Raw genomic sequence first — 25,919 nt, forward strand, 5'->3', positions numbered from 1 at the left:
GGATTCTAGCAAAGAGACGCTGAGCGCTTATGCCGAATCCGTCGCGAATGGTGGCGGGGGCGGCGTGCTGGCCTCAATCGGCCGGGATGGCGTCCAGGGCTTCGTGGAGTTCGAGCCAGCGCAGCTCGGCTTCGTCGATCTTGTTGGCGAGTTCGGCCTGAAGCTTGAGGAGCTTGGGCACGTCGCCGGCTTCGGGGCCGGTGTAGAGATCGGGATCGGCGAGGCGTTCGTCGAGCCGGGTTTTTTCGGCGTGCCAGGGGGCGAGTTTCTTGTCGAGCTGCTCGAGCTCCTTGACCAGCGGACGGCGGGCGATGAGGCGGGCCTGGCGGTCGGCGGCGGCGCTTTCACGGTCGGCCTTGCGGCTGGCCTTGTCGGCGGCGCGGTCGGGGCACTGGGCGGCTGCAGCATCGGAGGCGCGGCGCTGGGCGAGCCAGCTCTTGTAGTCGTCGAGGTCGCCGTCGAAGGGGGTGAGGCGGCCGTCGTCCACCAGCAGGAAACGGTCGCAGGTGGCGCGCAGCAGCGCCCGGTCGTGGGAGACGATCACCATGCCGCCTTCGTAGTCCTGCAGCGCCAGCGTGAGGGCGTGGCGCATTTCGAGGTCGAGGTGGTTGGTGGGCTCGTCGAGCAGCAGCAGGTTGGGCTTGCCCCAGATCAGCAGGGCCAGCGCGAGACGGGATTTTTCGCCGCCGGAAAACGGCCCGCAGGGCGTGGTGGCCATGTCGCCGTGAAAGTCGAAGCCGCCGATGTAGTTGCGCAGATCCTGTTCGCGGGTTTGCGGGTCGAGACGCAGCATGTGCTGCAGCGCGGATTCATCAGGGCGCAGGCTTTCCAGCGCGTGCTGGGCGAAGTAGCCGAGGTTGAGCCCCTTGCCTTCGCGGCGCACGCCGGCGGTGGGTTTGAGGCCGCCCGAGAGCAGCTTGATCAGCGTTGATTTGCCGGCGCCGTTGCGGCCCAGGAGGCCAATGCGCTCGCCGGGGCGAATGGTGAGCTTCATGCCCGCGAGGATGGGCTTGTCGGCGTAGCCGACGGCGGCGTCTTCGAGCTGCAGGAGCGGGTCGGGCGCCGCGCCGCATTCACGGAAGCTGAAACTGAAGGGGTTGTCGATGTGGGCCGCGGCGATGGTTTCCATCCGCTCGAGGGCCTTGATGCGGCTTTGCGCCTGGCGGGCCTTGGTGGCCTGGGCGCGGAAGCGGTCGACGTATTTTTGCAGGTGGGCGCGCTCGCGCTGCTGCTTTTCGAACATGGCCTGCTGCTGGGACAGGCGCTCGGCGCGCTGGCGTTCGAAGTTGGAGTAGCCGCCCGAGTACAGCGTGAGCTGCTGGTTTTCGATGTGGGCGATCTGATTGACCACCGCATCGAGAAAATCGCGGTCGTGGGAGATCAGCACCAGCGTGCCGCGATAATCGCCGAGCCATTGTTCGAGCCAGATCACCGCGTCGAGGTCGAGGTGGTTGGTCGGCTCGTCGAGGAGCAGCAAATCGGAGCGGCACATCAGTGCCTGGGCGAGGTTGAGGCGCATGCGCCAGCCGCCCGAAAAATCCGCCACCGGGCGTTCGAGGTCGGGGCCGGTAAAGCCGAGGCCGTCGAGCAGTGCGGCTGCGCGGGCGCGGGCGGCGTATCCGCCGATCTCCTGCAGGCGGCCGTGGAGGTGGCCGATCTCCTCGCCGTTGTGGGCGGCTTCGGCGGCAGCGAGGGCAGCTTCGATGCGGCGCAGCTCGGCGTCGCCGTCGAGTGCGTACTCGATGGCCGGGCGCTGCAGGGCCGGGGTTTCCTGGGCCACGTGGGCAATCACCCAGGCGGGGGGGATTTCCAGGCCGCCGGATTCCTGGTGCAGCTCGCCACGCAGGAGGCCGAACAGGGTGGACTTGCCGCAGCCGTTGGCGCCGGTCAGGCCGACCTTCCAGCCGGGGTGGATCTGCAGGCTGGCGCCTTCGATGAGGGTCTTGACGCCGCGGGCGAGGCGAAGGTTACGGAACTGGATCACGGCAGCGGGAGGGGGCGGTAAGAGGGCGGAAAATCCGGTATTGTAAGCGGTCCCGTTGCCTCACGCCCTGCGTACCATGCGCCTGCCCCGATTCGCCCGCCTGAGCGCCCTGTCGCTTGCCTTCCTGTTTAACGGTCTTGTGCTGGGAGCCGACGCTCCCGAGGCCGATCCGGCTGCCGAAATGGCCCGCGCCGCCACCATGCGTGACGAGGCTTCGGCCTTGCGGAGCACGGCGGAGGCCCGTTTTTCGGACGAGGAAATCGGCTGTTACGCGCGTTTTCTCGTCAATCGCTGCCTCGACAAGGCCCGCGAGCGGCGCGTCGTGGAGATTCGCAAGGCCCGTCAGCTGGATCTCGAGGCCGGTCGCATCGAGCTTGCCGACAAGAACCGCCGCTTTGCCGAACGTCAGGCCGAACAGGCCGAGGTGGCGCCGCAAAAAGCCATCGAGCGCTCCGAGCAGGAGGCCCGCAACCGGGCCGACAGCGAGACGCGCCTGCGCAACCTGTCGGAAAAGGACGCGGATCGCGTCAAGCGCGAGCAGGATGCGAAGTCCCGTGGGCTGATCGAAGCGGAAGAGCGTCACCGTCACGAGGCCGCCGAGGCGCAGCGTCGTGCCGACGAAGCCAGCGCGGCCGCCCAGCGCGCCGAGCAGGCCCGGAGCGACCGCGAAGACTACGAAGAGCGGGCACGCAAGGCGGCGGAAAAAAAGGTCGAGAAAGACCGCAAAGCCGCCGTCATCAAGCCTTGAGTGAGGCCTGATCGGGGCATTCCGACCCGGCAACGAAAAAGGGCGCCCCGGGGCGCCCTTGCTCATTCAGCCTCGAGCGGATCAGTGCCGGCGGCGCGCCAGGCCGAGCGCGGCCAGGCCCACGCCGACCAGCGACAGGGTGCCGGGCAGCGGAATCGGGTTGGCCGGGGTGCCGGTGATGCCGAAAACGGCGTTCAGCGGCATCAGGGTGTCGGGCTCGATGTCACCCGGGTCGCCCAGGCTGGCGTAGATGCTGGCGCACTGGAACGCCGGGTCGACCACCGTGAGCGCCGCGGCTGCGGGCGCCGCGGCAAGGCCGCACAGGCCCGAACCTGAGGGCAGGATGCCGCGGGCGGTGGTGACCAGGTCGAAGTTGATGGTCATCATGCCGCCGGCGTCGAGAATGCCGAGGTCGCGGCTGATGTTGGTGCCGTTCCAGGCATACCAATGCTCCGCGCCCAGCCCTCCGGTGCCTGCGCCGTCGAGCGCCTGGCCGGTCTGAACGACGCTGCCGCTGGCGTCGAGCGTGGCGCCGCTGGCAAAAAGGCTGGTCGTAGGGCCGTTCACCTTGTTGATGTTCAGGTCGTAGCTGGCCGTGCCGGTGGTGTAGCCATTGATGCTCAACGCGCCGTAGTAGATGAAGAAATTCATCGTGTACTGGGTGGCGTAGGCGTTGCTGTTGATGATCGACAGGGTGTGATGGAAGGTTGCCGTGCTGTCGAAGTAGCCTTCGCCGTAGGACGAGGAACGGTAGGTTCCGTGGCTGTTGCCCCAGGCGTCGGCCGAGGCGTAGTTGCCTGCAAGGTCGACGGACGAGGTGCCGTCACCAACGTAGGAGGTATCCGTGATCGGGCCGAATGTGTTGCTGGTGGCGCCGGCGGTGGCCGAGCCCTGAATTTCGAGGGTATCGGCATGGGCCGGCGTGGCCGCCAGCGTGCCCAGGGCCATGAGCGAAATGACGAGCGTTTTCATGGCGTTGGTTTTGATCATGGCACTGTCCTTGATGTGTTGTGTCCTGGCGTGACACAAAGCACTAATCAGGCCGGGTTTTTTAATGTGCTGATTCTTATTGGCTATGCTGACCGGATTGGGTGGAGCTCATTGGCATTTGTAAGAAAATCCGACATGCATGGATGCCGCGGCGGGCTCAGGCGGCGTCTTCGTCCAGCATGCGCTCGCATTCTTCCATCAGTGTCCGGCCGACTTCGGATTCGTGGTTCGGGTCGAGGGATTCCATCATTTCGTGCACGGTATACAGCCCCGCCTCGCGGGACAGGCTGCCGGCAACCTGCCGGGCCAGCCGGTCGCTGATGGCCGACAGTTGCTTGCGCTCGGATTGGGGCAGGCTGCGCTGGGTGCGTGCCAGCCAGTCGGCGCAAAGGCTGGCGCCCTGGGCGTCGGTGAGCCACTGGCCGTGTTCGTAAAAGGCCGACAGACGCTCGGCGACGAGGGCGAAGATCAGTGCGATGCGCGTTCCGCGTGCGCTGGCGGGCGGGGGCGTGGCGGTTTGCCGGTTCATGGCCGGAGGCTTCCTGCGTGTGGGGGACGCGAACCCTATCACGATGCCCGTGCCAATGGCCCCCGGCTCCGGTTTGCGGGTAAGCTGCCTGATCTGCCCCAAGACCTGGAGACCCGCATGGCCGCATCGCCCGAAAACGTCAGCATGGCTTTGTTCTGTGACTTCGAGAACGTCGCCCTCGGCGTGCGCGACGCGAAGTTCGAAAAATTCGATATCAAGCTTGTACTTGAGCGCCTGCTGCTCAAGGGCAGCATCGTCGTCAAGAAAGCCTATTGCGACTGGGATCGCTACAAGGGTTTCAAGGCCACGATGCATGAGGCCAACTTCGAGCTGATCGAGATTCCCCACGTGCGCCAGTCGGGCAAGAATTCGGCCGACATCCGGCTGGTCGTCGATGCCCTCGACCTGTGCTACACCAAAAGTCACGTCAATACCTTCGTGATCATCAGCGGCGATTCCGACTTTTCGCCACTGGTCTCCAAACTGCGCGAAAACGCCAAGCAGGTGATCGGCGTGGGGGTGAAGCAATCGACCTCCGACCTGCTGATCGCCAACTGTGATGAATTCATCTTCTACGACGATCTGGTGCGCGAAACCCAGCGCGTGGCGGCCCGGCGCGAGCCGAAGGAAGCCCAGCCGGCCCGGCGTGCGCCCGAGGACGACAGCCGCCGCAAGGAGGAAATCGAGGCGCGCAAGACGCGGGGCATCGAGATCGCGGTGCAAACCTTCGATGCGCTGGTGGCCGAGCGCGGCGACAGCGGCAAGATCTGGGCTTCGGTGCTCAAGGAAGCCATCAAGCGTCGCAAGCCTGATTTCAGCGAAACCCGCTACGGCTTCCGGGCTTTCGGCAACCTGCTCGAAGAAGCGCAATCCCGCGGGCTGCTGGAGTTTGGCCGGGACGAGAAATCGGGCGCCTATGTTTATCGCAGCGCCGGCAGCCCCGTGCGAAGCGAGCCGGTGGCCGAAATGCAGGTGCTGGATCTGACGGCGGAAGCGCCGGTGATCGAGCAGCCCGCGGCCAAGCCCGAGGGGCGTCGCAGCGGGCGCGGTGGTCGCAAGGCCGCCGCCGACGGGGCGTCGTCCGAGCAGGGCGCAGCCAAGCCGGAAAATCGTCGCAAGGGACGGGGCGGTCGTCAGGTTGCTGCTGAAACCCCGGTCGAAGCTCCGGTCGAGGCTCCGGCCGAGAGCGCGTCGCAGCCGGCGCCGGTTGCTGCCGAGGCCGCGCCGACCGAGCCCGAAGCCAAGCCGGTCAAGGACACCCGCCGCAAGAGCCGCAGCCCGCGCAAGGCGGCGGCCACCGAGCCGGAAGTGCCGCCTGCCGAGGCCGCTGCGCCGGAAGTCGCGGCGGCGCCCGAAGCGCCCGCAAAACCCGCCCGCAAGCCCGCTGCCCGCAGCCGCCGGCCGCGCAAGACGGAAGAGTGAGTGAAGACTTCAGCGGGCCATTGCGGCTCGTTCAGCCCATGACCTCAAGGAGGACGCCTCGATGAGCAACGCGTACGTGGTTGGGCAGGTTACGGTGAAGAACCCCGACAAATGGTCCGAGTACCGCAGCAAGGTGCCCGAAACCTTCGGGCCCTGGGGCGTCGAGCCGGTTTTCAGGGGCACGCAGTTTGCCGCGCTGGCGGGCACTTGCCCCCACGCGGACATCGTCGTGCTGCGATTTCCGAGCGCTGCCGCAGTCGAAGGCTGGTTCGCCTCCCCGGCGTATCAGGCGCTCATTGCCCTGCGGGACGAGGCGGCAGATGTGGTGCTGACCGCCTACGCGGCTTGATCCGGTAGTTTGTACGGCACAAGGCGCGCCAGGTTTTGCCTCGCGCGCCTCGTGCTGTTACTTCGCTCCGAGCTTGCCGGCCACGAGCAGCAGAATCACCGCCCCGATCACCGAACCGATGAAGCCGGCGCCCTGGCCGGCCTGGTAGAGGCCGAGTGCCTGGCCGCCGTAGGTGGCGGCGAGGGAGCCGCCGATGCCGAACAGGATGGTCTTGATCCAGCCCATGCTGTCGTCGCCGGGTTTGATGAAGCGGGCGACAAGGCCGACGAGCAGGCCTATGACGATGGTCGAGATGATGCCCATGATGGGTGTCCTGTCAGAAGCCTTGGGCTTTCACTCTAAACCGCGGGTCGTCGCGGGGACGTTAAAAGATGTTGCGGGTGCGGCTCAGTGCTGGCGCGCGGCAAGCCACGCCAGTGCGCCTTCGCCGGCCCGGCGGCCGCTGGCGAGGCAGGCGGTGAGCAGGTAGCCGCCGGTGGGGGCTTCCCAGTCGAGCATTTCGCCGGCCATGAACAGGCCGGGCTGGCGACGCACCATCAGGCCTTCGTCCAGGTTTTCGAAGCACACTCCGCCGGCGCTGCTGATCGCTTCGTCCAGCGGGCGTGCCGCGGTGAGGCGCAGCCGCAGCGCCTTGATGCCGGCGGCCAGGCGGGCCGGGTCGGCCAGTTCATCGGGCGTGAGGCATTCGCGCAGCAGGGCCATCTTGATGCCGGCGATGCCGACCCGGCTTTGCAGGTGGCTGGCCAGCGAGCGGGCGCCGCGGGGGTGGGACGCTTCGGCGAGCACCCGCTCGAGCGGGCGGCCGGGGGCGAGGTCGATCAGGAGCGTGGCGCTGCCGGTGGTGTTGATGCGTTCGCGGATCGCCGCCGACATGGCGTAGATCAGGCTGCCTTCGATGCCGTCGGCGGTGATCATGGCTTCGCCCGGCCGGAGCGGTGTGTCCTGGTCACCGGGCTCGCCGTCGAGGCGCATCGCCACCGATTTGAGGGGCTGGCCGGCGAAACGGCTGCGCAGGTGTTCGCTCCAGCCGCCCACCCCGGTGCGGGGCGAGGCGACCAGGAAGCCGCAGTTGGCCGGCTGCAGCGGGGCCACGCTGATGTCGCGCCCTTCGATCAGCGGCACCCAGGCGCCGTCGGAGCCGAGCCGGGCCCAGCTGCCGCCGCCCAGGGCGAGGATGGTGGCCTCCGCGTGGCATTCGACCGGGCCGGCGGGTGTGGCAAAGCGCAGGCTGCCGTCTTGCGCCCAGCCGCTCCAGCGGTGGCGCACATGAAAGCGCACGCCGGCTTCGCGCAGGCGTTGCAGCCAGGCGCGCAGCAGCGGGGCGGCTTTCATCCCGTCCGGAAAAACCCGGCCCGAGCTGCCCACAAAGGTGCTGACGCCCAGCGCCTCGACCCAGTCACGCAGGGCCTGGGGGCCGAAGGTCTGGATCATCGGTTCGATCTGCGCTCGACGGCTGCCGTAGCGGCTGGCGAAGGCCTCGAAGGCTTCCGAGTGGGTGATGTTGAGCCCGCCGCGGCCTGCCAGCAGAAACTTGCGTCCGACCGAGGGCATGGCGTCGTAGAGATCCACCGCCACGCCGGCGAGGGCCAGGGTTTCGGCGGCCATCAGGCCGGCCGGACCACCGCCGACAATGGCGACGCGGGGAGGGCTGAAAGCGGGCGACAGGGAGGGGGACATGACGCGGGGCACGGTTCAAACCCCGAATTGTAGTGGCCAGACCCGGCCTCCTGCCGGAAGATTACACTGTACGCCCTGGTGCTGAAGGCGGCCTGCCTTCGGCGCCCAACGAGAAAAATCGTCATGTCGATCAAGTCAAGGGGCCGCTGCGGCCCTGCCCTCTGTGGGGCAATCATCGGGTTGGCGCTGGGTGCGCTGGCGGCTCCGGCGTCGGCGGGGCCCACCGAGCGCGACTATCTGGCGCGTCTCGTCAAGGCCGGCCCGGCCGAGTTGCAGGCGGCCCGCGAGGCCGGGCGCAAGGCGTCCTTCTTCTGTGCCAATTGCCACGGCGAGACCGGCCTCAGCAAGTACGGCGAGGTGCCCAACCTGGCCGGGCAGAACCCGGTGTATGTGCTCAACCAGATCGACGCGTTTCTTGCCGGCAAGCGCAAGGATGCGTTCATGGAGGGCTTGATGAGGGTGCTGAACGCCCGGGAAAAAACCGATATCGCGGTGTTTTACGCTGCCCAGGCGGCCACGCCCGCGGTGCCCGTCGCGGGGCAGCGGGCCGCCGAGGGGCGTGAGCATTTCATGCGTAACTGCTTTCGTTGCCACGGTGAGGATGCCAGGGGCGGCGAGAACTTTCCGCGGCTTGCCGGCCAGCAGGCCGACTACCTGCGGCGCAGCCTGAACCGTTACCTGAAAAGCTCCGCCGAACGCACCTACCCCCCGATGACGGCTGCGGTGACGGTGCTGGGCGAGCAGAACATCGAGGCGGTGGTGGCGTATCTGTCGAGCCTCAAGTAGCTGCCGTCCGGAACCGTCGTCAGGGCATGCTGAATGAAATCGGCGTGATCAGTTGGGTCAGGTCGCGGGCCAGATCCAGCACGTAGGGGTGCTCTTCCCGCGACAGGGCTTCGCGGTTGGCGATCACGAATACCGTACGTTCGGCCTTGCGCAGCTCCTTGAACTCGGTGCCGTAGCTTTGCAGCAGCGCGCGGGTGGCGTCGGCGTCGGCCGCCTGCACGACGATGCGGATCGCCTTGCCGGTGTCGGGCAGCGCCTTGGCGGCCCGGCCGGCGGTGTCGATGGCGGCGGCCCGCACTTTGGCCGACGCGGCCGCGGCGACGGGGTTGGTGCCGTACAGCGCGTTCCAGAGGATGCGCTGGGTGCCCTCGGGCCAGGCGCGGAAGTTCGGGTCGAAGGAGAACACCACGCTGCGTCCGTTGCCTACAGGCTCGTCCACGATGGCCGCGCTGCCGGCCAGCTCGTCGACGCCGATGGCCAGGCCCGAGGTGTGGAAGGCGGGCTCGCCCTGCGCCGGGAAGCGGGCGACGGTGCTGCCGAGACCAGGGCTCATGCGGTCGTCGTTGTCGTACATCAGCCAGGCGGTGGGCGTGATTTCCGTGGCCTTGGGGATGCCGGCGGCGAGCGGGCTGGCCGGATCCAGGGCGACGCGGATCAGCGTGCCCGGCGCAGCGGTGTGGGTGGCCTGCAGCACGGCCGTCGACAGGCCGGCGCCCACGGCCAGTTCGGTGCCGCCGCGGTAGCCGACGTAGCGTCCGCCGCCCTCGACCCATGTCACCAGGGCCTTTTGCCCTTTCGAGCCGAGCGCCTGCAGGCCGCCCTTGGCGTAGCCGTCGGGAACCAGCAGCACGTCGATGCCGCCCAGGCCGGCTTTGATCTGCTCGGCGCTGACTTCGGTGTAGGGCACGCCCCAGACGCGCTCGAAGAGGTAGCGCATCGAACCGGCGGATTCGGAGCCGGCCGTGCCGGGAATGGCAAACAGGCCGATTCTCGGCGCGCCGGCCGGGGCGCCCGGCAAGGCGGGGGCGGCAACGGGGGCGACGAGGCTGGCCTGCGGATTCAGGCTGGCGCCCGATGAGCCGCCGGCGATGTTCATCAGGAGCGGATTGCTCCAGGCGGTGACGTCGTAGCTGACGCCGACCGGGGTGTAGGCGTCTTCATTGAGCATGGCCTGGATCCAGTGCTTGCGGCCCTGGGCCATCGGTATCCACCAGGTGCCGGCAGGCAGCGTGACGCTGGCGGGCGGGCTGCCGTAGGCGCGGTAGTCCGGCACGGTAACGGGAGCGGTCAGCTTCCACACCTGCACGTCCATGCGCTGCAGGCGCCGCACCAGGTGTGCCAGTTCGCGCGTGCGGCCGGGGTCGTCGGGGAAGAAGTAGTGCTGCACGGAAAGGCCCGGTACCTGCTGGTAGAGCGCCTTGGCGTCGTAGTGGATGCCGTTGGGCTGGAGCTGGCCGGCCTGGCCCTGGGCCCTGGCCTCGACGTGGGACAGGTGCCAGTCGGTGAGGATGCGCAGCTTGTCGCTGGCGCCGGCGAACAGCGACGACCACATGGCGACGTAGTGTTCGCGGCTGCGGGTGGCGATGCTGGCGCCGTTGTATTTTTCGAAGGTCATGCCGGCGGCGTGAAAGCCGATCGTGGGCACGGTGTCGCCGTATTCGGCGGCGAACAGATCGTAGGGCGCGCCGTGGAAGTAGGCGATTTTCTGGCGGTCGAATTCGGTGGCGACGGCTGCGGCGTAGATGCTGTTTATCCACGTGAAGGCCTGCCCGGGCACCTCGTGGTAAATCGGGTCGGCGTAGGGCGGGAAGAAGAACTTGCCGCTGCCCATCTCGTGGGCATCGATGAACAGCACCGGCGGGTACTGGCGCAGCAGTTCGAGCTTGCCGTCGGTTTCGGGCTGGGTGCGGGCGAACCAGTCGCGGTTCATGTCGAAGCCGTAGGCGTTGCTCCGGGTGTCGGCTTCGCGGCCGTCGGGGTTCTGAATCGGCAGGACGACCACGACGGCGTTGTCGAGGATGCGCGCCGCGGCGCAATCGTCGCGATCGGCCAGTTCGTAGAGCACGCGCAGTGCGGCGTCCGCGCCGCTTTCCTCGTTGCCGTGCACGTTGCCGGCGACCCACAGGATCGCCGGCGTGCTGGCGGCCAGCGCGGCTGCGGTGGCGGGGCTGGTGTTCGGGTCCATCAACTGCCGGGCGGCCCGGCGCAGGCGGTCGAGGCCGGCGGGCGACACGTTGTCTTCGCGGCCGACGATCGCGTATTTCAGCACCCGGCCCTGTACCGAGCTTGCCGCGACGCCGGTGACGACGCGGGGGCTGGAAGCGTCGAGGGCATCGAGGTAGGTGTTGGCTTCGTCGGTGCTGACTTCGCGGCTGCCGAGGGCGAAGCCAAGCACCGCTTCGGGGGCTTGTACGCGGCCCGAGAACACGGGGGGCGTCTGGAAGGGCGAGCATGCGGTGGCGGGGGAAAACGCCGCGGCCTGTGCCATGGACGACACGCTTGCCGGCGCCGCAGAGCCACTGTCTCCGCCTCCACCGCAGGCTGTCAGCAGGAGCGCGGCGAGGGGCGCCAGGGCAATCAGCGGTGTGCTGCGGGCAAGGCCGGTTTGCCGGCCGTGACGGACAGGGCGAAACATGGCTTTCTCCTTGCAGAACGATGCCTATGGAGAAATGCTACGCCCCGGGCCGGTTGAGGGCGCAGGCATTCTTTTGACTTATGGCACAGGCGGACGCTATTTACGGCTGGCGGAGCGGGCGAGTCCGGACTAAGTGCTCCAGCGCCCCCGGCCTTCGTTCTTGGCCCGGTACATGGCGTGGTCGGCGGCGTTGATGAGCTGCTCGGCGCTGTCGCCATCGGCCGGAAAGCGCGCCACGCCGACGCTGCTGCCGATTTCCAGAATATGCCCGGCCACCTCGAAGGGCTGGGCGAGGCTGTCCACGACCTTGGCTGCGGCGGGCTCCACGGCGGAGGCGCCGGCCGGGCTGGGCATGGCCACGACGAACTCGTCGCCTCCGAGGCGGGCCACGGTGTCTTCGTCGCGAAACAGCTTGAGCAGGCGCGCGGCAACCTGCTGCAAGAGCAGATCGCCGACGTCGTGCCCGTAGGTATCGTTCACCGGCTTGAAGCGGTCGAGGTCGATGAACAGCACGACGACTTCGCTGCGGTGGCGCTTGGCGTGGTGGAGCATGTTCTCGAGGCGGTCGTTGATCAGACCCCGGTTGGGCAGGCCGGTCAGGCGGTCGAAGTTGGCCTGGTGCCAGATCGCGCCCTCCTGGCGGCGGCGCTCGGTGACGTCGGAAATCAGCACCACCCGGTGGGCGACCTGGCCGTTGCTGTCGAGCACCGCGGAGATCTCCGCGTGGCCGGTGTAGGGCTCTCCGTTCCGGCGCAGGCCTTCGAAATCTCCTTGCTGATGGCGCGCTGCCGGTGGTCCGAGAAGCTCGCCCAGGCTCAGTTCGCCGGGGTGTCCGGCCGGCAGCGTCGAGACAGGGCGGCCGCGCAACTCATCCTCCCCGTAACCCGTAATGAAGCTGAAGGCCGGGTTTGCGCTCACGATGCAGTTGTTCGCATCGATGATCACGATGCCTTCGGCCATGTTGTCGAGGACCTTGCGCAGGTGTGCCTCGCGCTCGGCAAGCTGGCCGACCGCGCCCTCGTAGCGCCGCAGCGCGACCAGCAGGCCGGCGATCAGCAGCGCCAGGATCAGGCTGGAGGCGGTGGCGCGCTGCAGGGTCCAGGCGTTCTGCTTGCGTATCGGCGCCAGCGCGTCGTCGAGGGCGATGCCGGACATCATGACCAGCCCCGAGGACAGGCGGGTCCAGCCATACAGGCGCAGGATGCCATCCACCGAGGCATGGGCCACGTAGTGCCCTTCGCGCAGGTCGGGGCGGGTGATGTATTCGCGCTGCAGGGGCGCCTGCTTGCCGAAGTTGGCCCCCGGATTGAGCGTGCGCAGCAGCACCTGGCCTTTGCCGGTGACCAGCGTCAGGGTGTCGTGGGGACCGCTGTCGAAGCGCGACAGCTGCGCCGTCCAGGCTTCCGGCGACACGGCGATCGACATCACGCCCTCGAAGCGTCCGTTGCGCCGCACCGCGCGGGCGATCTGGATGCTCCACTTGTGGGTCAGCCGGCCCAGCACGGGGGGTGTGATGACCAGCGTGTCGCCGGTGTCGGCGGCCAGCTCCCGAAAGTAATCCCGGTCGCCCAGATAGTTGCGCGGCGCCGGCCCGAGGGATGAATAGCCCAGGTAGCCGTCGGCGTCGATGCGGAACTGCTGCAGGACGAGGTCGGCGGGCATGGCCCCGATGGCGAGCTGGCCTTGCCTGTCCATGGCCTCGGGGCTTTCAAGTGCCGCGAGGCGCGCGGTTTTCAGCGCAAAATCGAAACGCTCGATGGACGCCTGCACCGTTTCTCCGGCCGCCCGCGCCTGGATAAGCGCCTGGACCCGGATACGCTCCACGGCGTCGCGTTCGTTGGCCTGCATGCCCGAAAGGGTGTCATACCAGGCAATCGCCAGCGCCGGAAAGGTGGTGCCGACGATCATCAGCCGGATGGTTTGCAGCGGTCGTTCCGTGAGCCGGGAAAAAATGCGTGAAAGGAGATTTGCCGGCTGCATTCGAGTCTCGTCGAGCTTCGCTGATGAGTCTGCGCACTCTGTGCACATAGAGTGTCAGTGTGCCTCAAGGCGTGTGCTCAGGGGATAATTGCGGCCCCTATGATTGAAAAACGGTGAAAAAATGCGCCCAGTCCTGCGAATTCTGCTGCCGCTCGTGGCTGCCCTGCACATGACGGCGGCTCCGGCGGCCGGCGATGCCGACCTGCAGCAATGGATGGACGGCCCCCAGCGCAGCGAACGCAACCGTCAGCGCGATCAGGCCCGCAAGCCGGCGGAAACGCTGGCCTTTTTCGGCCTCAAGGCCGACCAGACGGTCGTGGAGATCTGGCCGAGCGTTGGCGTGTGGTGGTTCGAAATCCTCGCCCCTTATTTGCGCGACAAGGGCCGCTACATCGCCGCGCTGCATGCCGGCGCCCACAATCCGGCGGCGGGACGCGCCGAGCATGAGGTGGTGGAAGGGCTGATCGCGAAGGCGCCGGCCTTGTACGGCAAGGTGGCGATCGCCCACAGCCCCGGCCTCGCCGAAACCCTGCGGCCGGAGTCGGTGGATCTGCTCCTGACCTTCTCCAACCTGCACAACTGGATCGTCGATGGCAACGTGGAGGAGCACATCCGCGAGTTCCACACCGTGCTCAAGCCCGGTGGCGTGCTGGGCGTGATCGATCACCGCGGGCGCAGCGATCTCTCTCAGGCGGCGCAGCTCAAGTCGGGCTATCTGCGCGAGGACGAGGTTGTGGCGCTGATCGAGAAGGTGGGTTTCAAGCTGGTGGCCCGCGGCGAAATGGCCGCCAACCCGCGCGACACGCGTGATTATCCGGAAGGCGTGTGGACGCTGCCGCCGAGCCTGCGCATGAAGGAAGTGGACCGGGAGAAATATCTCGCCATCGGCGAGAGCGACAAATTCACCCTCAAGTTCGTCAGGATCGCCGCGCCCAGGTAGGGGCGGAAAGACAGCTGCTGCGAAAGCGGGGGAGGATGGTGCTCATGGGCAGGATTGAACTGCCGACCTCTCCCTTACCAAGGGAGTGCTCTGCCACTGAGCTACATGAGCGCCTTTGCCTGGCCGGCATTAAGACTTGCCGGCCTTTCGGGTGTGGCCTGGACTGAGGCCTTGCGGCTTTGAGTCGTACAACCCGAAAAAGGAGCGCGGATAGTATCAAGCCGAGGCCTCCTCAGCAAGGCCCCTCGTGCGTTTGCTGTGCATTTTTACGAAATTTTCTGGCGCGGCGCGCTGGAGGGGGTCCGGAGCCGCCGGCAGTCGCTGGCCGTTTTCAAGCTTTAAACGGCTGCGCGCCAGCAAAAAAGCCCTTGCCGTTTCCGGCAAGGGCTTTTTTTGTGCAGCCAGGCTTCGCTCTCAAGAAAACGCAGGGTCGCCCCGGGTTTTCTTGTTCCCCACAGGGGGCGGGCGGGGCATGGCCCTGCCCGGGGAGCTCAGTAACGGCGCGGAGCGGGCGACGAGGAGTGACCGGTGCGGGGGGGGAGGTGACGGAAGGTGATGCGGCCCTTCGAGAGATCGTAGGCCGACATTTCCAGCGTCACTTCGTCGCCGGCGATGATGCGGATGTGGTTCTTCTTGAGCTTGCCGCCCGCGTAGGCGATAAGGTTGTGACCGTTTTCGAGGGTGACGCGATAGCGACCGTCCGGCAGCACTTCGGTAACGCTGCCCTTCATTTCGATGAGTTCTTCTTTGGCCATATTGGGGCTCCTGGTGGGTGGTCGGGAAGCGTCCCGTGGTGGGGCGTACCGGCCATGGCCCGCCACCGCCTTGGTGGGCCAGGTTTTGCGGCGACCTTCAAGGTCTGTCGCGATTCAATGTCGGCACGGAGATCGGCGGGCCGGCGGTAGGGTGTCTGCGATCAGTGTTGCAGACGAAGATGAAAGGCGTCGTGTTGCGTCTTGCCGAAGCGAACTGCGGCAGGCTGAAACAAACAAGGCCACCTCGACGGGTGGCCTTGCCTCTGAAATCTTGGTCGGCTTTGAGCGCCTGGGGCGCTCGACCTACGGATTAAGAGCCCCTTGAACTTAGACCCTCTGGTCAGCAGGAAACACCGATTTTTGATATTGCACGGCTTTGTGTCGAAAGTCAAGCCCCGCTTAAGGGCAATGACATGCCTGGCGAGATCTGGCCGATTTTGACCTGCCATGGCGTGCGGCAGGGGGCGTCATCACATTTTTTGGGAACGGGCGATTCGGGTGCCCGGAACGGACAGAATGGCATGAGCATTTGTTTTTTTGAATTGATTGTTTTACAAGCCCATGAGGTGAATTGGTTTTTTGGCGGCGCCTATGAAAATGAATTAATTGCCGGCGTTGGTGCGGGTTCTCCCGCAGTGCCAATAAGCCTTGAGCCGGAGGCCATTTCGGGCCGGCACGATGTGAAATAACACTTCCACTTGTGTCGCAATACTATTATGTAATTTCTTGCAGCCGTCGTGATCGTGCTCCCGTGTCAGGAGAAATGAGTCGCCAGGTTTTGGGAGATGAGTCCGGATGGGCAGCGAAAAGAAGAGGGTTGATCATTTATCCCCGGCAATGGTGGCGGGCTCGGCAGAATCGGTTGCACAGGATTTGATCGCGCGCTTGAGCATTGTCGGTATCGGCGCGTCGGCCGGCGGGCTGGAGGCGTTCGAACACTTCTTCCGGGCCTGCCCGGCAGACAGCGGGATGGCCTTCGTGCTGGTGTCGCATCTCGATCCCGGGCATGTCAGCCTGCTCACCGAACTCCTTCAGCGCACGACCGCCATGCCGGTGCTCGAGGCGGTGGATCAGCTTGAGGTCGAGCCCGATCACGTGTACGTCATTCCGCCCAATCGGGACATGGCGATTCTTCACCGGAAGCTGCAGTTGAGTGCGCCCGCCGAGCCCCGCGGGCTGCGCATGCCGGTGGATTTCTTCCTGCGTTCGCTGGCGGAAGACCAGCAGGAAAACGCGGTCGGAATCATTCTTTCGGGCACCGGCAGCGATGGCACGCTGGGTGTGCGCGCGGTTTTCGGGGCGGGCGGTGTGACGCTGGCCCAGGAGCCCTCCAGCGCCAAATACGACGGCATGCCCTCCAGTGCCATCAAGTCGGGCTATGTCACCCATGTGCTTCCCGCCGAAAAGATGCCGGCGGCCTTGCAGGCCTGTGCCCGGCGCCTCGCGGTGCCGCCTGAAACGCCGCCGGAGCCCGCGCTGGCTGGCGGCTTGAGCCACATCCTGATGCAATTGCGCACGCTGACCGGTCACGATTTCTCGCTCTACAAAAAGAGCACGGTGGGTCGCCGCATCGCGCGTCGCATGTCGCAGCACACGATCGACGACGCCGATGTGTATATCCGCTTTCTGAAGGAAAACCCGGCCGAGGTGCGTTTGCTGTTCAAGGAGCTGCTGATCAACGTGACCAGCTTTTTCCGCGACCCCGATGCCTTCGTGGTGCTGCAAAAGGAGATTCTGCCGGCGCTGTTGAAAGGCAAGCCGGGCGATTTCATTTTTCGGGTCTGGGTGGCCGGTTGTGCCACCGGCGAAGAAGCCTATTCAATTGCCATTCTGTTGCGCGAATTGATGGACGAGGCGCGCGAGACTTTCAAGGTCCAGATCTACAGCACCGATCTGGCTGATGAGGCCATTGCTGTTGCCCGTGCAGGACTCTATCCGCTGAATATCGCCCAGGATGTGAGCCGTGAGCGGCTGCAGCGTTTTTTTGTGAGGGAAGAAGGCGGATACCGGGTCAAGAAGGAGATCCGCGAGATGATCGTGTTTGCGATCCAGAACGTCATCAAGGATCCGCCCTTTACCCGGCTCGATCTGCTGTCTTGCCGCAACCTGATGATTTATCTCGAGCCCGAGTTGCAGAACCGCCTTCTGGTGGCTTTTCATTACGCGCTCAAGCCCGGCGGGGTGCTGTTCCTGTCGCCATCGGAAAGTATCGGCAACCATACCGAACTATTCTCGGCGATTAACCGGAACTGGAAGTTATATCGCGCCAGTCCGTCCCTTAAAACAGTTTCTGCCGTCATGGCCCAGGGTTCGGCCGGGCTTGTTGAGGGGGGCGGAAAAATACCGGGTGAGGCCGTCAGGAAAGTGAGGGAAACCAATTTCGTCGAGCTGACCCGCCGGGTGCTGGTGCAATATTTTGCGCCCGCCTCGGTGGTGACCGATCTCAAGGGCGACATTCTTTACGTGCATGGCGACACGGGCAAATACCTGCGTCCGGCACCGGGGCAGGCCAGCCTGAATGTCATTGAAATGGCACGCGACGGGTTGGCAACAGAGCTGCGTACCGCGATCAGCGCTGCCGCCATTGAAGGACGCCCCACCCTCGAGCGGCCGGTGCAGCTCGAGAGCAACGGGAGTGTCGTGATGTTTGGCCTCGGCGTCCGCTTGCTGCCCGCTACGGAAGGGCGCCCGGGCCTGCTGCTGGTGAGCTTCCAGGACCGGGTTCCGGCCGCTGCCAGGCCGGCGCGCAGGCGCACGTCCGGGCAGGCCGAGCCGGGGCGGATCGAAGAGCTGGAGCGCGATCTCGCCTATTTGAGGGAAAGCTACCAGACCACCATCGAAGAGCAGCAGGCCTCGCAGGAGGAACTCAAGTCGATTAACGAGGAAATGCAATCGACCAATGAAGAGCTGCAGTCGACCAATGAAGAACTGGAAACCTCCAAGGAGGAATTGCAGTCGGTCAACGAGGAGCTTATTACGGTCAATGCCGAATTGCAGGCCAAGATCGAGCAGCTTTCCGGCATGCAGAACGACATGAAGAATCTGTTGGAAAACGTCAGCGTCGGCATTATTTTTCTCGATCGTCACCTGTCGATCCGCAGCTTTACCCGCGAGGCGATGCGTATTTATCGCCTGGCCGCATCGGATATCGGCCGGCCGCTGAACGATATCAAGTCGCGGGTGCATGAGCTCGACCTGCTGGAGGCTGCCGCGGGGGTGCTCGATTCGCTGGTGCCTTTCGAGCAAGAGATTCGCCTCGACGAGGACACCTGGATGCTGGCGCGCATTCAGCCCTATCGCACGCTGGATAACGTGATCGACGGGGTGCTGATGACGTTTACCGATATCACTTTGCGCCTCAAGTCCGTTGCGGTGCAGGAGGCGCTTACGCTGGCCGATGGCATCGTCCATACGATCCGCGAGCCGTTGATCGTTCTCGACGGTGCCCTGAAGGTGGTTTTTGCCAGCCGGGCTTTTTACGACATCTTCCGGGCGGCGCCGGATATGACCATCGGGCGCCCGATTTACGAACTGGGCGATGGCCAGTGGAATATCGACGCACTGCGTCGATTGCTGGAAAGCACCGCGGTGGGCGGGCAGGAGTTTTCCGATTATCCGGTCGAGCATGACTTTCCCGGAATCGGCCATAAAAGGATATTGCTGAATGCCCGCCGTTTCATCGGCAAGACGGGGGCGCCGCAACTGATATTGGTTTCGATGCAGGTGACCCCGTGAGTACCGACAAGGCTGGCAAGGATTTGGACAAGGCGCTGCTTACCGAGGCGGAACAACGCCTGGCCCGGCGCGCGGCGGGTGAGACCGTGCCGCAGCGGCATGCGGCCGATCTTGTGCACGAATTGCAGGTGCATCAGATCGAACTCGAGATGCAGAACGAGGAGCTGCGACGGGCGCACGCGGCGCTCGAGGCGTCGCGCGATCGGTATGTGGATCTGTACGAGTTTGCGCCGGTGGGCTATCTCACCCTGAACGCCGATGGCTTCATTGCCGAGATCAATCTTGCCGGCGCCACGCTGCTCGGCGAGGTGCGGGGGGCGCTGATCAAGCGGCGCTTTGCGCGCTTTGTCGCCGACGAGAGCCGGGATGGCTGGCATCGCTTTTTGCGCGCGCGATGAGTGGCGAGGCGGAGGCCGGCACGGACAGGCAGACGGTCGATCTGCGCCTTGCCCGCGGCGACGGGCGCGGGATGCACGCCCATCTCGACTGCCTGCGCAAGACGGCCGACGATGGTGCGCCGGTGCTGCGCGTGACCCTCGCCGACATCACCCGGCTCAAGCAGACCGAAGACGCGTTGCGCGATAGCGAAGAGCGCTTTCGCAGCCTGTTTGAGGATACCCGTCAGGCCATCATGCTGACCGAGAACGGGCGCTACATTGCCGCGAACAAGGCTTCGCTCGCAATGCTGCGCATGGAGAGTCTCGATCAGCTCCTCGGGCGTTCAGTGGTCGATATTTCGCCCGAATATCAGCCCGACGGTCAGCTTTCGGCGACGAAAGCGGCCGAGATGAGCCGCGTTGCGCGGGAAGAGGGCGCGAACGCGTTCGAGTGGGAGCACGTCCGCGCCGATGGCGAGCACTTCATTGCCAGGGTGCTGCTCACCGCGATCCGCGAGGGTGACAAGAACCTGATGCATATCGTCTGGACCGACCTGACAGAACAGAAGAAGGCCGAGCGGGAGCTGGCCGAGTATCGCCATGACCTGGAGCGCCGGGTTGGCGAGCGCACCGCCGAGCTGCTTGCGATGAGTGAATCGCTGCGCAGCGCCAACGAAGAGAAGCAGGCGATCCTGGATGCGGCCACGGTCGGCATCGTGCTCACACGCGAGCGTGTGATCCTGCGCTGCAACCGCACGATGGAGCGGCTGTTCGGCTACGGCCAGGGCGAACTGCTCGGCCAGTCCATGCGCATCCTTTACGCCGACGACGCGGGCTATGCCGAGGTCAGTGAGGCGATCACCGCGGGCCTGAGGCAGCAGGGCTTTCACTGCGAAGAGCGGGAGATGATGCGCAAGGACGGGAGCCGCTTCTGGTGCCGGAAAATGGTGCAGGCGATCGACCGGGACAATATGGACAAGGGCTTCGCCGGGACTTTCGAGGACGTGAGCGCCGAACGGGCGGTGATTGCCGAAATGGCCAGGGCGCGCCAGCTCGCCGAGGCGGCGGCCCGGACCAAGACGGATTTTCTGGCCAACATGAGCCATGAGATCCGCACGCCGATGAACGCCGTGATCGGCATGGCCCACCTGGCGCTGCGCAGCGACCCGCCGCCGCGGCTGCGTGACTATCTGCTGAAGATCCAGCGCTCCAGCCAGCACCTGCTGGGCGTCATCAACGACATCCTGGATTTCTCGAAGATCGAGGCCGGCAAGATGGCGCTCGAACACATCGATTTCGGGCTCGACCGGGTGCTCGACAACGTGACCGGCCTGATCGCCGAGCGGGTGGCGGGCAAGGGGCTGGAGCTGATTGTGGATGTGGCCGACGACGTGCCGAACATGCTCGTCGGCGACCCGCTGCGCATCGGGCAGGTGCTGATCAATTACGTCAACAACGCTGTCAAGTTCACCGACAAGGGTGAAGTGGCGATTCAGGTGAGGGTTCAGGCTGCCCTGGACGATGCGCTGTTGCTGCGTTTTTCGGTGCGTGACACCGGCATTGGCATCAGCGCCGAGCAGCGCGCCGAGCTGTTCAAGAGTTTTCAGCAGGGCGACACCTCGACCACCCGAAAATACGGCGGAACGGGGCTCGGGCTGGCCATTTCTGAAAGGCTGACCCACATGATGGGCGGTGAGGTCGGGGTCGACAGCACGCCGGGCGTCGGTTCCACGTTCTGGTTTACGGCCCGGGTGGGTCGCGGAGGCGGGCCGGCGCGCAGCATCCTCACCGATCCGCGGGTGCAGGGGCGCCGTGTGCTGGTGGTGGATGACAACGACAGCGCGCGCCAGCTGATCGACGAGATGCTGCGCAGCATGGGTTTGTGCGTCACGGCGCTGGCGTCCGGCCGGGAGGCGCTGGCCGAGGTGGCCCGTGCCGCGGCGGCCGGCACGCCCTACGAGCTGGCCCTGGTCGACTGGCTGATGCCGGAGATGGATGGCGTGGCCACCGTTCGCGAGATCCGCCGGCTGGCGCTGGCACCCGAACCGCGGATGGCGATCGTCACCGCGTATGGCTGCGACGAGCTGCAACGGCTGGCCGAGGCGGTAGGCATCGATGAGCTGCTGACGAAGCCGGTCAGCGCCGCCGTGCTGTTTGGTGCCGTGATGCGCCTGCTCGGCACCGGGGGGCCGGATTCGGCGGGGGCGGGCCATGCCGCGCCCGGGCCGGCGCGCGACCTTGCCGCGATTTCCGGCGCGCGGGTGCTGCTGGTCGACGACAACGAGATGAGCCAGGACGTGGAGACCGAGCTTCTGAACGCGCTGGGCCTGGAGGTCGAGCTGGCCACCGACGGCGCCATGGCGCTGGACAAGTTGCAGCGCGGGCGTTACGACATCGTGCTGATGGACATGCAGATGCCGGTGATGGACGGGCTCGCCGCGACCCGTGCAATCCGGCGCCTGCCTGGGCTGGGCACGCTGCCGATCGTGGCGATGACCGCCAACGCCATGACTGGTGACCGGGAGCGCTGCCTCGAAGCCGGGATGAACGACTACATCGCCAAGCCCATCGACCCCGACAGGCTGACGGCGAAGCTGCAGCAATGGGTCAAGCCGCGGCCGCCGGGCGCGCCCGCTGTTCGCGCGACGCCTTCTGCCGCCGGGCTCCTCGATGGCGTCGCCGGGCTCGACGTGCCGCTCGGTCTGCACCAGGCCCTGGGGCGCGAGGCGCTTTACCTGTCCCTGCTGTCGAAGTTCATCGCAACTTACTCCGACGCGCCGCTGCGCCTCGCCGGGGCGATTGCCGAATCCGACTGGGTGAGTGCCGAGCGCATGGCGCATACGCTCAAGGGCGTCGCCGCCCAGATCGGCGCCGGTGAGCTTCGCACGCTGGCCAGCCAGCTCGAAGCGGAGATCCGCGCGGGTCAGCCCGCTGCCGTGTTGGCGCCACTGCAGGCGCGCATCGCCGACGCCCTGCCGGAATTGATCGCCTCGATCGCCGCGCGGCTGCCGAAGGCGCAGGTAGCCGCTGCCGCAGGGCAGATCAACATGCGCCGTTTGGAGGAGGTGTGCACGCGCCTGGCCAGTCAGCTGAAGGACGACGACTTCGCCTGCATGCAGCTGCTCGACGATAACGAGGCCATGCTGAAGCTTGCTCTGGGCGAGCGCTTTCCGGCGATTGCCGCGGCGATCCGCGATTTCGACTACATGAGCGCGCTTGAAGGGCTCAGGCAGGCCGCTGCCAGCCACGGCCTTAGCCTTTGATCATCCGGCGTTTCAGCTGGCCCGAACCTGCCTGGCGGTGACCGCGCCGAGCAGCGGCATCAGCAGGGCGGCCAGGGCAAACACCCAGGCGAGCCTGCCCTGGTCCACCAGCCAGCCGGCCGAGGTGACGCCCACCGACTGCCCCAGGAAGAACAGCGAGATCGACAGCGCCAGCGCCAGGCTGCGCGCCTGCGGAGCCCGCTGGGTGATCTGGAAGAGCAGGGTGTTGTGGAGCAGGTAGTAGCCAAAGCCCGAGATCAGCGCGCCGCCGAAGAGCCACGCCGGATGATCGGCGAGGAGGGCGATGCCGCTGGCCGTGGCGACGAGGCAGGCCGCCACGAAGGGGTAGCGCCAGTGGTTGAGCCGTGCGCCCAGCCGCGCCGCAAAGACCGAGAACAGCAGCCCGCCGGCGCCGTAAAGAAGCAGCGGCAGGCTGGCCGTGGATAGGGTGAGGCCGAATCGCTCGTGCAGGTAAAGCGGCGTGAAGGCCAGCATCCCGAACACCAGCGCCGCCTCGATGAAGAAACAGGCCTGCACCCCGCGTGTCTCCCGGGCGTAAAGCATTTTCAGGGCCGCCAGATACAGGCCGGCGATGCGCGTCGTGCCGGGTTGGGTGCCGCGTGTCTGGTGGCCCAGGTGGGCCTTCTTCCACAGCGCGAAGGCGATGACGAGGTAGAGCCCGGTGAGCGTTGCGAAGGCGACTCGCCACAGCCCGAAATCGACGCACAGGCCGCCCAGCACCTGCCCGAAGATCATGCCGATGATCTGCCCCGAGAAAAAACGCGCCAGCACCGCCTGACGCTGCTCGGCGGGCACCATGTCGGCAATCGCGGCGATCGACATCGGGATGATGCCGGCCGCCGCCACGCCGGTGAGGATGCGGCAGAGGGTGAGCACGTCGAGGCGGGTGGCCAGCGTTGCGCCAAGGCTGCCGACGGCGCACAGGGCGGTGGCCAGCGTGACGATGCGAAAGCGGTCGAAGCGCTCGCCCAGCGGCCCGTAGATCAGCTGCATGGCGCCGTAGGCGATCGTGAAGCCGGTGATGATGCGCGCCACGCGTCCGGCCGGCGCGTCGAACAGCCCGGCGAGCACCGGCAGCATCGGGTCGCAGACGCGGAACGAGGCCGAGCTGGCGAACGCCGCCAGGGTCAGAAGCGTCAGCAGCTGGCGGAGTTCGGGGGTTTGGGCGGGATTCATGAGGGCGCGCAGGCCGATGCCGTGCTGCGCCGGGTTCAGGCCAGCAGCGTGGCGTCGGCCCTGCGCAGGCGCTCGGTGAGGATGCGCATGACCTTCAGGGCAAACCCCGGGGCCTGGCGGACGAGATCGTTGAAGCGGTGCTCGTCGATGATGACGAATTCACAGTCCTCGCTGGCCCTTACCGTGGCCGAGCGCGGGCCGGGCGCCACGATGGACATTTCGCCCACGATGTTGCCCGGCTCCAGCACTTCCATCAGATGATTGCCGATCACGATTTCGGCCTGTCCGCGCAGCAGCACGTACATGGTGCTGCCGTGATCGCCCTGGTTGAACAGCGGCTGGCCGGCCGGGATGTCGATGATCTCCGGTGCGTTGGAAAACAGCTCGAAGAACATCATGTTTGCGGATTCCTGGGGGCGGTGAATGGCGCAGACAGGGCCTGCATGAAAATCCTTGCCGCCATCCCGGGCCGGGAGGCGCTTGTGTGGCGGGGTGTGCCCTTACTGGCTGCTATGGGAGCGCTTCTTGTCCGGGGCTGCGGTGCCGCGGGAGAAGGTTTCCAGATAGGCCTTGGTGACTTCCAGCGCCTTGCGGTGCAGGGCGTTGTTCGGGTCGTTGAGCAGTGCCTTGATGCGCGCCAGCCAGTAGGCGCTGTCTTGGTCATGGGCCTTCAAGGCGTTGTTGATGGCGTCGACGGTGGCCTTGCTCATGGATGCTCCGGTTTGCCCGACATCCGGCGATTTTAACACCTGGGTAATGAGAATGCTTCCTGTCCGGGCCCGGTCTGGCTAGCCCAGCACCGCCACCGACTTGATCTGGGCCACGACGGCCATGCCTTCGGTCAAACCCAGCTGATCCCGCGACAGTCGCGTGATACGCGCCAGCAGCGGCGTGCCCGCCAGTTCGAGACGAACCAGGCACTGGGCCGGATGAAGCGCCTCGCCAAAGCCCGTGATGCGCGCCGGCAGGCGGTTGACGATGCTTGAGCGGTGTTCGCTGGCGAGGGCGATGCTTACGTCCCGGGCCTGGATCTTGATGCGGGCGCGGGCTCCGACGGGCAGGGGTCGCTGGGGAACCTGGAGGCTGCCGCCGGCAAAGCCGAGGCGTGTGAGCTGATAGTCGTCGTCATGGGCGAGCACGGTGGTGTCGATGACCACGGCGGCGTCTTCCTCGCGGGCCAGTGACAGGTCGAGGCGCGCCAGCAGCGCGGTGGTCGGGCCGCTGGCGACCACCTGCCCCTGCTCCAGCAGGACCAGGTGGTCGGCCAGCCGCGCCACTTCGTCGCTCGCGTGGCTGACGTAGAGGATGGGGATCGCCAGTTCGTCGTGGAGGCGCTCGAGGTAGGGCAGAATTTCCTGCTTGCGCTTGGCATCGAGGGCCGCCAGCGGCTCGTCCATCAGCAGCAGCTGCGGGCTGGTGAGCAGCGCCCGGGCGATCGCCACCCGCTGGCGCTCGCCGCCGGAGAGCGTGTCCGTGCCGCGATCGAGCAGGTGGCCGATGCCCAGCAGCTCCATCGCCGCCTCCCGGCCCACCTTGCGCTCGCTGGCGGGAATGCGTTTGAGGCCGAACTCCAGGTTGGCCCGCACCGACAGGTGGGCGAACAGGCTGGCCTCCTGGAAAACATAGCCGAGGGCGCGCTTGTGGGTGGGCAGAAAGAAGCCGCGGCTATCGTCCTGCCAGCAGGCGCCGTTGATCTCGACCTGGCCCGCCGCCCGGGCCAGGCCGGCCACGCAGCGCAGCAGGGTGGTTTTGCCCGATCCGGACGGGCCGAACAGCGCCGTGATGCCCTTGCCGGGCAGCTCCAGGCGGGCGTCGAGCGTGAAATCGGCAAGCGGCAGGCGGATCTGGATCGACAGCCCGCTCATCGCCCCGCCCCCGGCGTGTTGCGGGTGCCGCCGAGCAGGTTCAGCCCGAGCAGCACCACGAACGAGAACACCAGCAATCCGGCGGAAAGGCCGTGGGCCTGGCCGTATTCGAGTGCTTCCACGTGGTTGTAGATCTGCATCGAGAGAACCCGGGTCTGGTCCGGAATGTTGCCGCCAATCATCAGCACCACCCCGAACTCGCCCACCGTGTGGGCAAAGCCGAGGATCGCCGCGGTGACGAAGCCCGGTCTGGCCAGCGGCAGGGCCACGGTGAAGAAGGTTTCGAGCGGCGAGGCGCGCAAGGTTGCCGCCACTTCGAGCGGACGCTCGCCCATGGTCATGAAGGCGTTCTGGATCGGCTGGACCACGAAGGGCAGGGAATAGATCAGCGAGGCCACCACCAGGCCGGCAAAGGTGAAGGGCAGCCGCCCGAGGCCAAGGGCTTCGGTGAGCTGCCCGACCGGGCCCTGCGGCCCCATCGCCACCAGCAGGTAAAAGCCCAGCACCGTTGGCGGCAGCACGATGGGCAGGGCCACCACCGCGCCGACCGCACCGCGCCAGCGCGACCGGCTGCGCGCCAGCCACCAGGCCAGTGGCGTGCCGATGATCAGCAGCAGCAGGGTGACGATGCTGGCCAGTTCAAGGGTCAGGCGGATGGCCGACCAGTCGTCCGGAGTGAGCGTCATC

General features: G+C 66.3%; 22 protein-coding genes, 1 tRNA gene and 1 pseudogene. 10 read left to right on the forward strand and 14 right to left on the reverse strand.

Annotation, left to right across the window (positions count from 1 at the left end):
• Positions 1–73 precede the first annotated feature (73 nt).
• Positions 74–1,984 carry an ATP-binding cassette domain-containing protein gene (locus tag Q1W26_RS16735; RefSeq protein WP_300442543.1) on the reverse strand — a complete coding sequence of 637 codons (1,911 nt, stop codon included), beginning with the start codon at positions 1,982–1,984 and terminating at the stop codon, positions 74–76.
• 76 nt (positions 1,985–2,060) lie between these two features.
• Between Q1W26_RS16735 and Q1W26_RS16740 the strand changes: the two genes are divergently transcribed.
• Positions 2,061–2,732, forward strand: a complete 672-nt coding sequence (locus Q1W26_RS16740) for a hypothetical protein (protein ID WP_300442545.1) — start codon at positions 2,061–2,063, stop codon at positions 2,730–2,732.
• Between the two features lie 81 nt (positions 2,733–2,813).
• On the opposite strand, the gene Q1W26_RS16745 is transcribed toward Q1W26_RS16740, so the two are convergent.
• Positions 2,814–3,722 (reverse strand): PEP-CTERM sorting domain-containing protein, encoded by a 909-nt coding sequence (locus Q1W26_RS16745; protein ID WP_300442547.1) that lies wholly within the window; start codon positions 3,720–3,722, stop codon positions 2,814–2,816.
• A 157-nt stretch (positions 3,723–3,879) separates the two neighbouring features.
• Entirely contained in the window at positions 3,880–4,251 is a 372-nt protein-coding gene (locus tag Q1W26_RS16750) for a hypothetical protein (RefSeq protein ID WP_300442549.1), read from the reverse strand.
• A gap of 117 nt (positions 4,252–4,368) precedes the next feature.
• On the opposite strand from Q1W26_RS16750, the gene Q1W26_RS16755 reads away from it, so the two are divergent.
• Together Q1W26_RS16755 and Q1W26_RS16760 are read left to right on the forward strand one after the other, a co-directional pair.
• On the forward strand, positions 4,369–5,673 hold the full coding sequence (locus tag Q1W26_RS16755) for an NYN domain-containing protein (RefSeq protein ID WP_300442551.1): 1,305 nt from the start codon (positions 4,369–4,371) through the stop codon (positions 5,671–5,673).
• A 61-nt stretch (positions 5,674–5,734) separates the two neighbouring features.
• Positions 5,735–6,022, forward strand: a complete 288-nt coding sequence (locus tag Q1W26_RS16760) for a DUF1330 domain-containing protein (protein WP_300442553.1) — start codon at positions 5,735–5,737, stop codon at positions 6,020–6,022.
• A 57-nt stretch (positions 6,023–6,079) separates the two neighbouring features.
• Here Q1W26_RS16760 and Q1W26_RS16765 read toward each other — a convergent pair whose 3' ends face one another.
• Together Q1W26_RS16765 and Q1W26_RS16770 are read right to left on the reverse strand one after the other, a co-directional pair.
• Complete coding sequence (locus Q1W26_RS16765) at positions 6,080–6,325, reverse strand: GlsB/YeaQ/YmgE family stress response membrane protein (protein ID WP_300442555.1); 246 nt, start codon at positions 6,323–6,325, stop codon at positions 6,080–6,082.
• Between the two features lie 84 nt (positions 6,326–6,409).
• Positions 6,410–7,699: a TIGR03862 family flavoprotein gene (locus tag Q1W26_RS16770; protein WP_300442557.1), complete on the reverse strand. Its 1,290-nt coding sequence runs from the start codon at positions 7,697–7,699 to the stop codon at positions 6,410–6,412.
• 123 nt (positions 7,700–7,822) lie between these two features.
• Between Q1W26_RS16770 and Q1W26_RS16775 the strand changes: the two genes are divergently transcribed.
• Positions 7,823–8,485, forward strand: a complete 663-nt coding sequence (locus Q1W26_RS16775) for a c-type cytochrome (protein WP_300442558.1) — start codon at positions 7,823–7,825, stop codon at positions 8,483–8,485.
• 19 nt (positions 8,486–8,504) lie between these two features.
• On the opposite strand, the gene Q1W26_RS16780 is transcribed toward Q1W26_RS16775, so the two are convergent.
• On the reverse strand, positions 8,505–11,120 hold the full coding sequence (locus Q1W26_RS16780) for a M14 family zinc carboxypeptidase (RefSeq protein WP_300442560.1): 2,616 nt from the start codon (positions 11,118–11,120) through the stop codon (positions 8,505–8,507).
• 129 nt (positions 11,121–11,249) lie between these two features.
• Complete coding sequence (locus Q1W26_RS16785) at positions 11,250–13,100, reverse strand: diguanylate cyclase (RefSeq protein ID WP_300442562.1); 1,851 nt, start codon at positions 13,098–13,100, stop codon at positions 11,250–11,252.
• 121 nt (positions 13,101–13,221) lie between these two features.
• Here Q1W26_RS16785 and Q1W26_RS16790 point away from each other — a divergent pair, with 121 nt between their 5' ends.
• Complete coding sequence (locus Q1W26_RS16790) at positions 13,222–14,040, forward strand: methyltransferase (protein ID WP_300442565.1); 819 nt, start codon at positions 13,222–13,224, stop codon at positions 14,038–14,040.
• Between the two features lie 36 nt (positions 14,041–14,076).
• Here the strand turns inward: Q1W26_RS16790 and Q1W26_RS16795 are convergent.
• Positions 14,077–14,151, reverse strand: a tRNA-Thr gene (locus Q1W26_RS16795).
• A 380-nt stretch (positions 14,152–14,531) separates the two neighbouring features.
• Entirely contained in the window at positions 14,532–14,795 is a 264-nt protein-coding gene (infA, locus tag Q1W26_RS16800; protein WP_300442567.1) for a translation initiation factor IF-1, read from the reverse strand.
• 413 nt (positions 14,796–15,208) lie between these two features.
• Between infA and Q1W26_RS16805 the strand changes: the two genes are divergently transcribed.
• The 5 genes and pseudogenes from Q1W26_RS16805 (at position 15,209) to Q1W26_RS16825 (ending at position 22,170) form a co-directional block, all read left to right on the forward strand.
• The gene (locus tag Q1W26_RS16805) at positions 15,209–15,484 is read left to right on the forward strand and encodes a hypothetical protein (RefSeq protein ID WP_300442569.1); all 276 of its coding nucleotides are present in this window, start codon (positions 15,209–15,211) and stop codon (positions 15,482–15,484) included.
• Positions 15,485–15,632: 148 nt separating this feature from the next.
• A pseudogene (locus Q1W26_RS21530) lies at positions 15,633–16,157 on the forward strand (chemotaxis protein CheB); the annotation flags it as partial.
• Between the two features lie 126 nt (positions 16,158–16,283).
• Positions 16,284–18,530 carry a CheR family methyltransferase gene (locus Q1W26_RS16815; protein WP_300442573.1) on the forward strand — a complete coding sequence of 749 codons (2,247 nt, stop codon included), beginning with the start codon at positions 16,284–16,286 and terminating at the stop codon, positions 18,528–18,530.
• On the forward strand, positions 18,527–18,928 hold the full coding sequence (locus Q1W26_RS16820) for a PAS domain-containing protein (protein WP_300442575.1): 402 nt from the start codon (positions 18,527–18,529) through the stop codon (positions 18,926–18,928). Before Q1W26_RS16815 ends, Q1W26_RS16820 begins: the two co-directional genes overlap by 4 nt.
• Positions 18,925–22,170, forward strand: a complete 3,246-nt coding sequence (locus Q1W26_RS16825) for a response regulator (protein WP_300442576.1) — start codon at positions 18,925–18,927, stop codon at positions 22,168–22,170. The genes Q1W26_RS16820 and Q1W26_RS16825 overlap by 4 nt, the downstream gene beginning before the upstream one ends.
• Positions 22,171–22,182: 12 nt before the next feature.
• Here the strand turns inward: Q1W26_RS16825 and Q1W26_RS16830 are convergent, their stop codons facing one another.
• The 5 genes from Q1W26_RS16830 to modB all read right to left on the reverse strand — a co-directional run bounded on the left by Q1W26_RS16830 (position 22,183) and on the right by modB (position 25,918).
• Entirely contained in the window at positions 22,183–23,367 is a 1,185-nt protein-coding gene (locus Q1W26_RS16830; protein WP_300442577.1) for an MFS transporter, read from the reverse strand.
• Between the two features lie 35 nt (positions 23,368–23,402).
• Entirely contained in the window at positions 23,403–23,765 is a 363-nt protein-coding gene (locus Q1W26_RS16835) for a cyclic nucleotide-binding domain-containing protein (RefSeq protein WP_300442578.1), read from the reverse strand.
• Between the two features lie 102 nt (positions 23,766–23,867).
• Positions 23,868–24,077 carry a hypothetical protein gene (locus tag Q1W26_RS16840; RefSeq protein WP_300442579.1) on the reverse strand — a complete coding sequence of 70 codons (210 nt, stop codon included), beginning with the start codon at positions 24,075–24,077 and terminating at the stop codon, positions 23,868–23,870.
• Positions 24,078–24,155: 78 nt separating this feature from the next.
• Positions 24,156–25,232: a molybdenum ABC transporter ATP-binding protein gene (gene modC / locus Q1W26_RS16845; RefSeq protein WP_300442580.1), complete on the reverse strand. Its 1,077-nt coding sequence runs from the start codon at positions 25,230–25,232 to the stop codon at positions 24,156–24,158.
• On the reverse strand, positions 25,229–25,918 hold the full coding sequence (modB, locus tag Q1W26_RS16850) for a molybdate ABC transporter permease subunit (RefSeq protein ID WP_300442581.1): 690 nt from the start codon (positions 25,916–25,918) through the stop codon (positions 25,229–25,231). Before modB ends, modC begins: the two co-directional genes overlap by 4 nt.
• Position 25,919: the final 1 nt, after the last annotated feature.

The sequence above is a fragment of the Zoogloea sp. genome (assembly GCF_030157465.1).
Lineage (GTDB): Bacteria > Pseudomonadota > Gammaproteobacteria > Burkholderiales > Rhodocyclaceae > Zoogloea.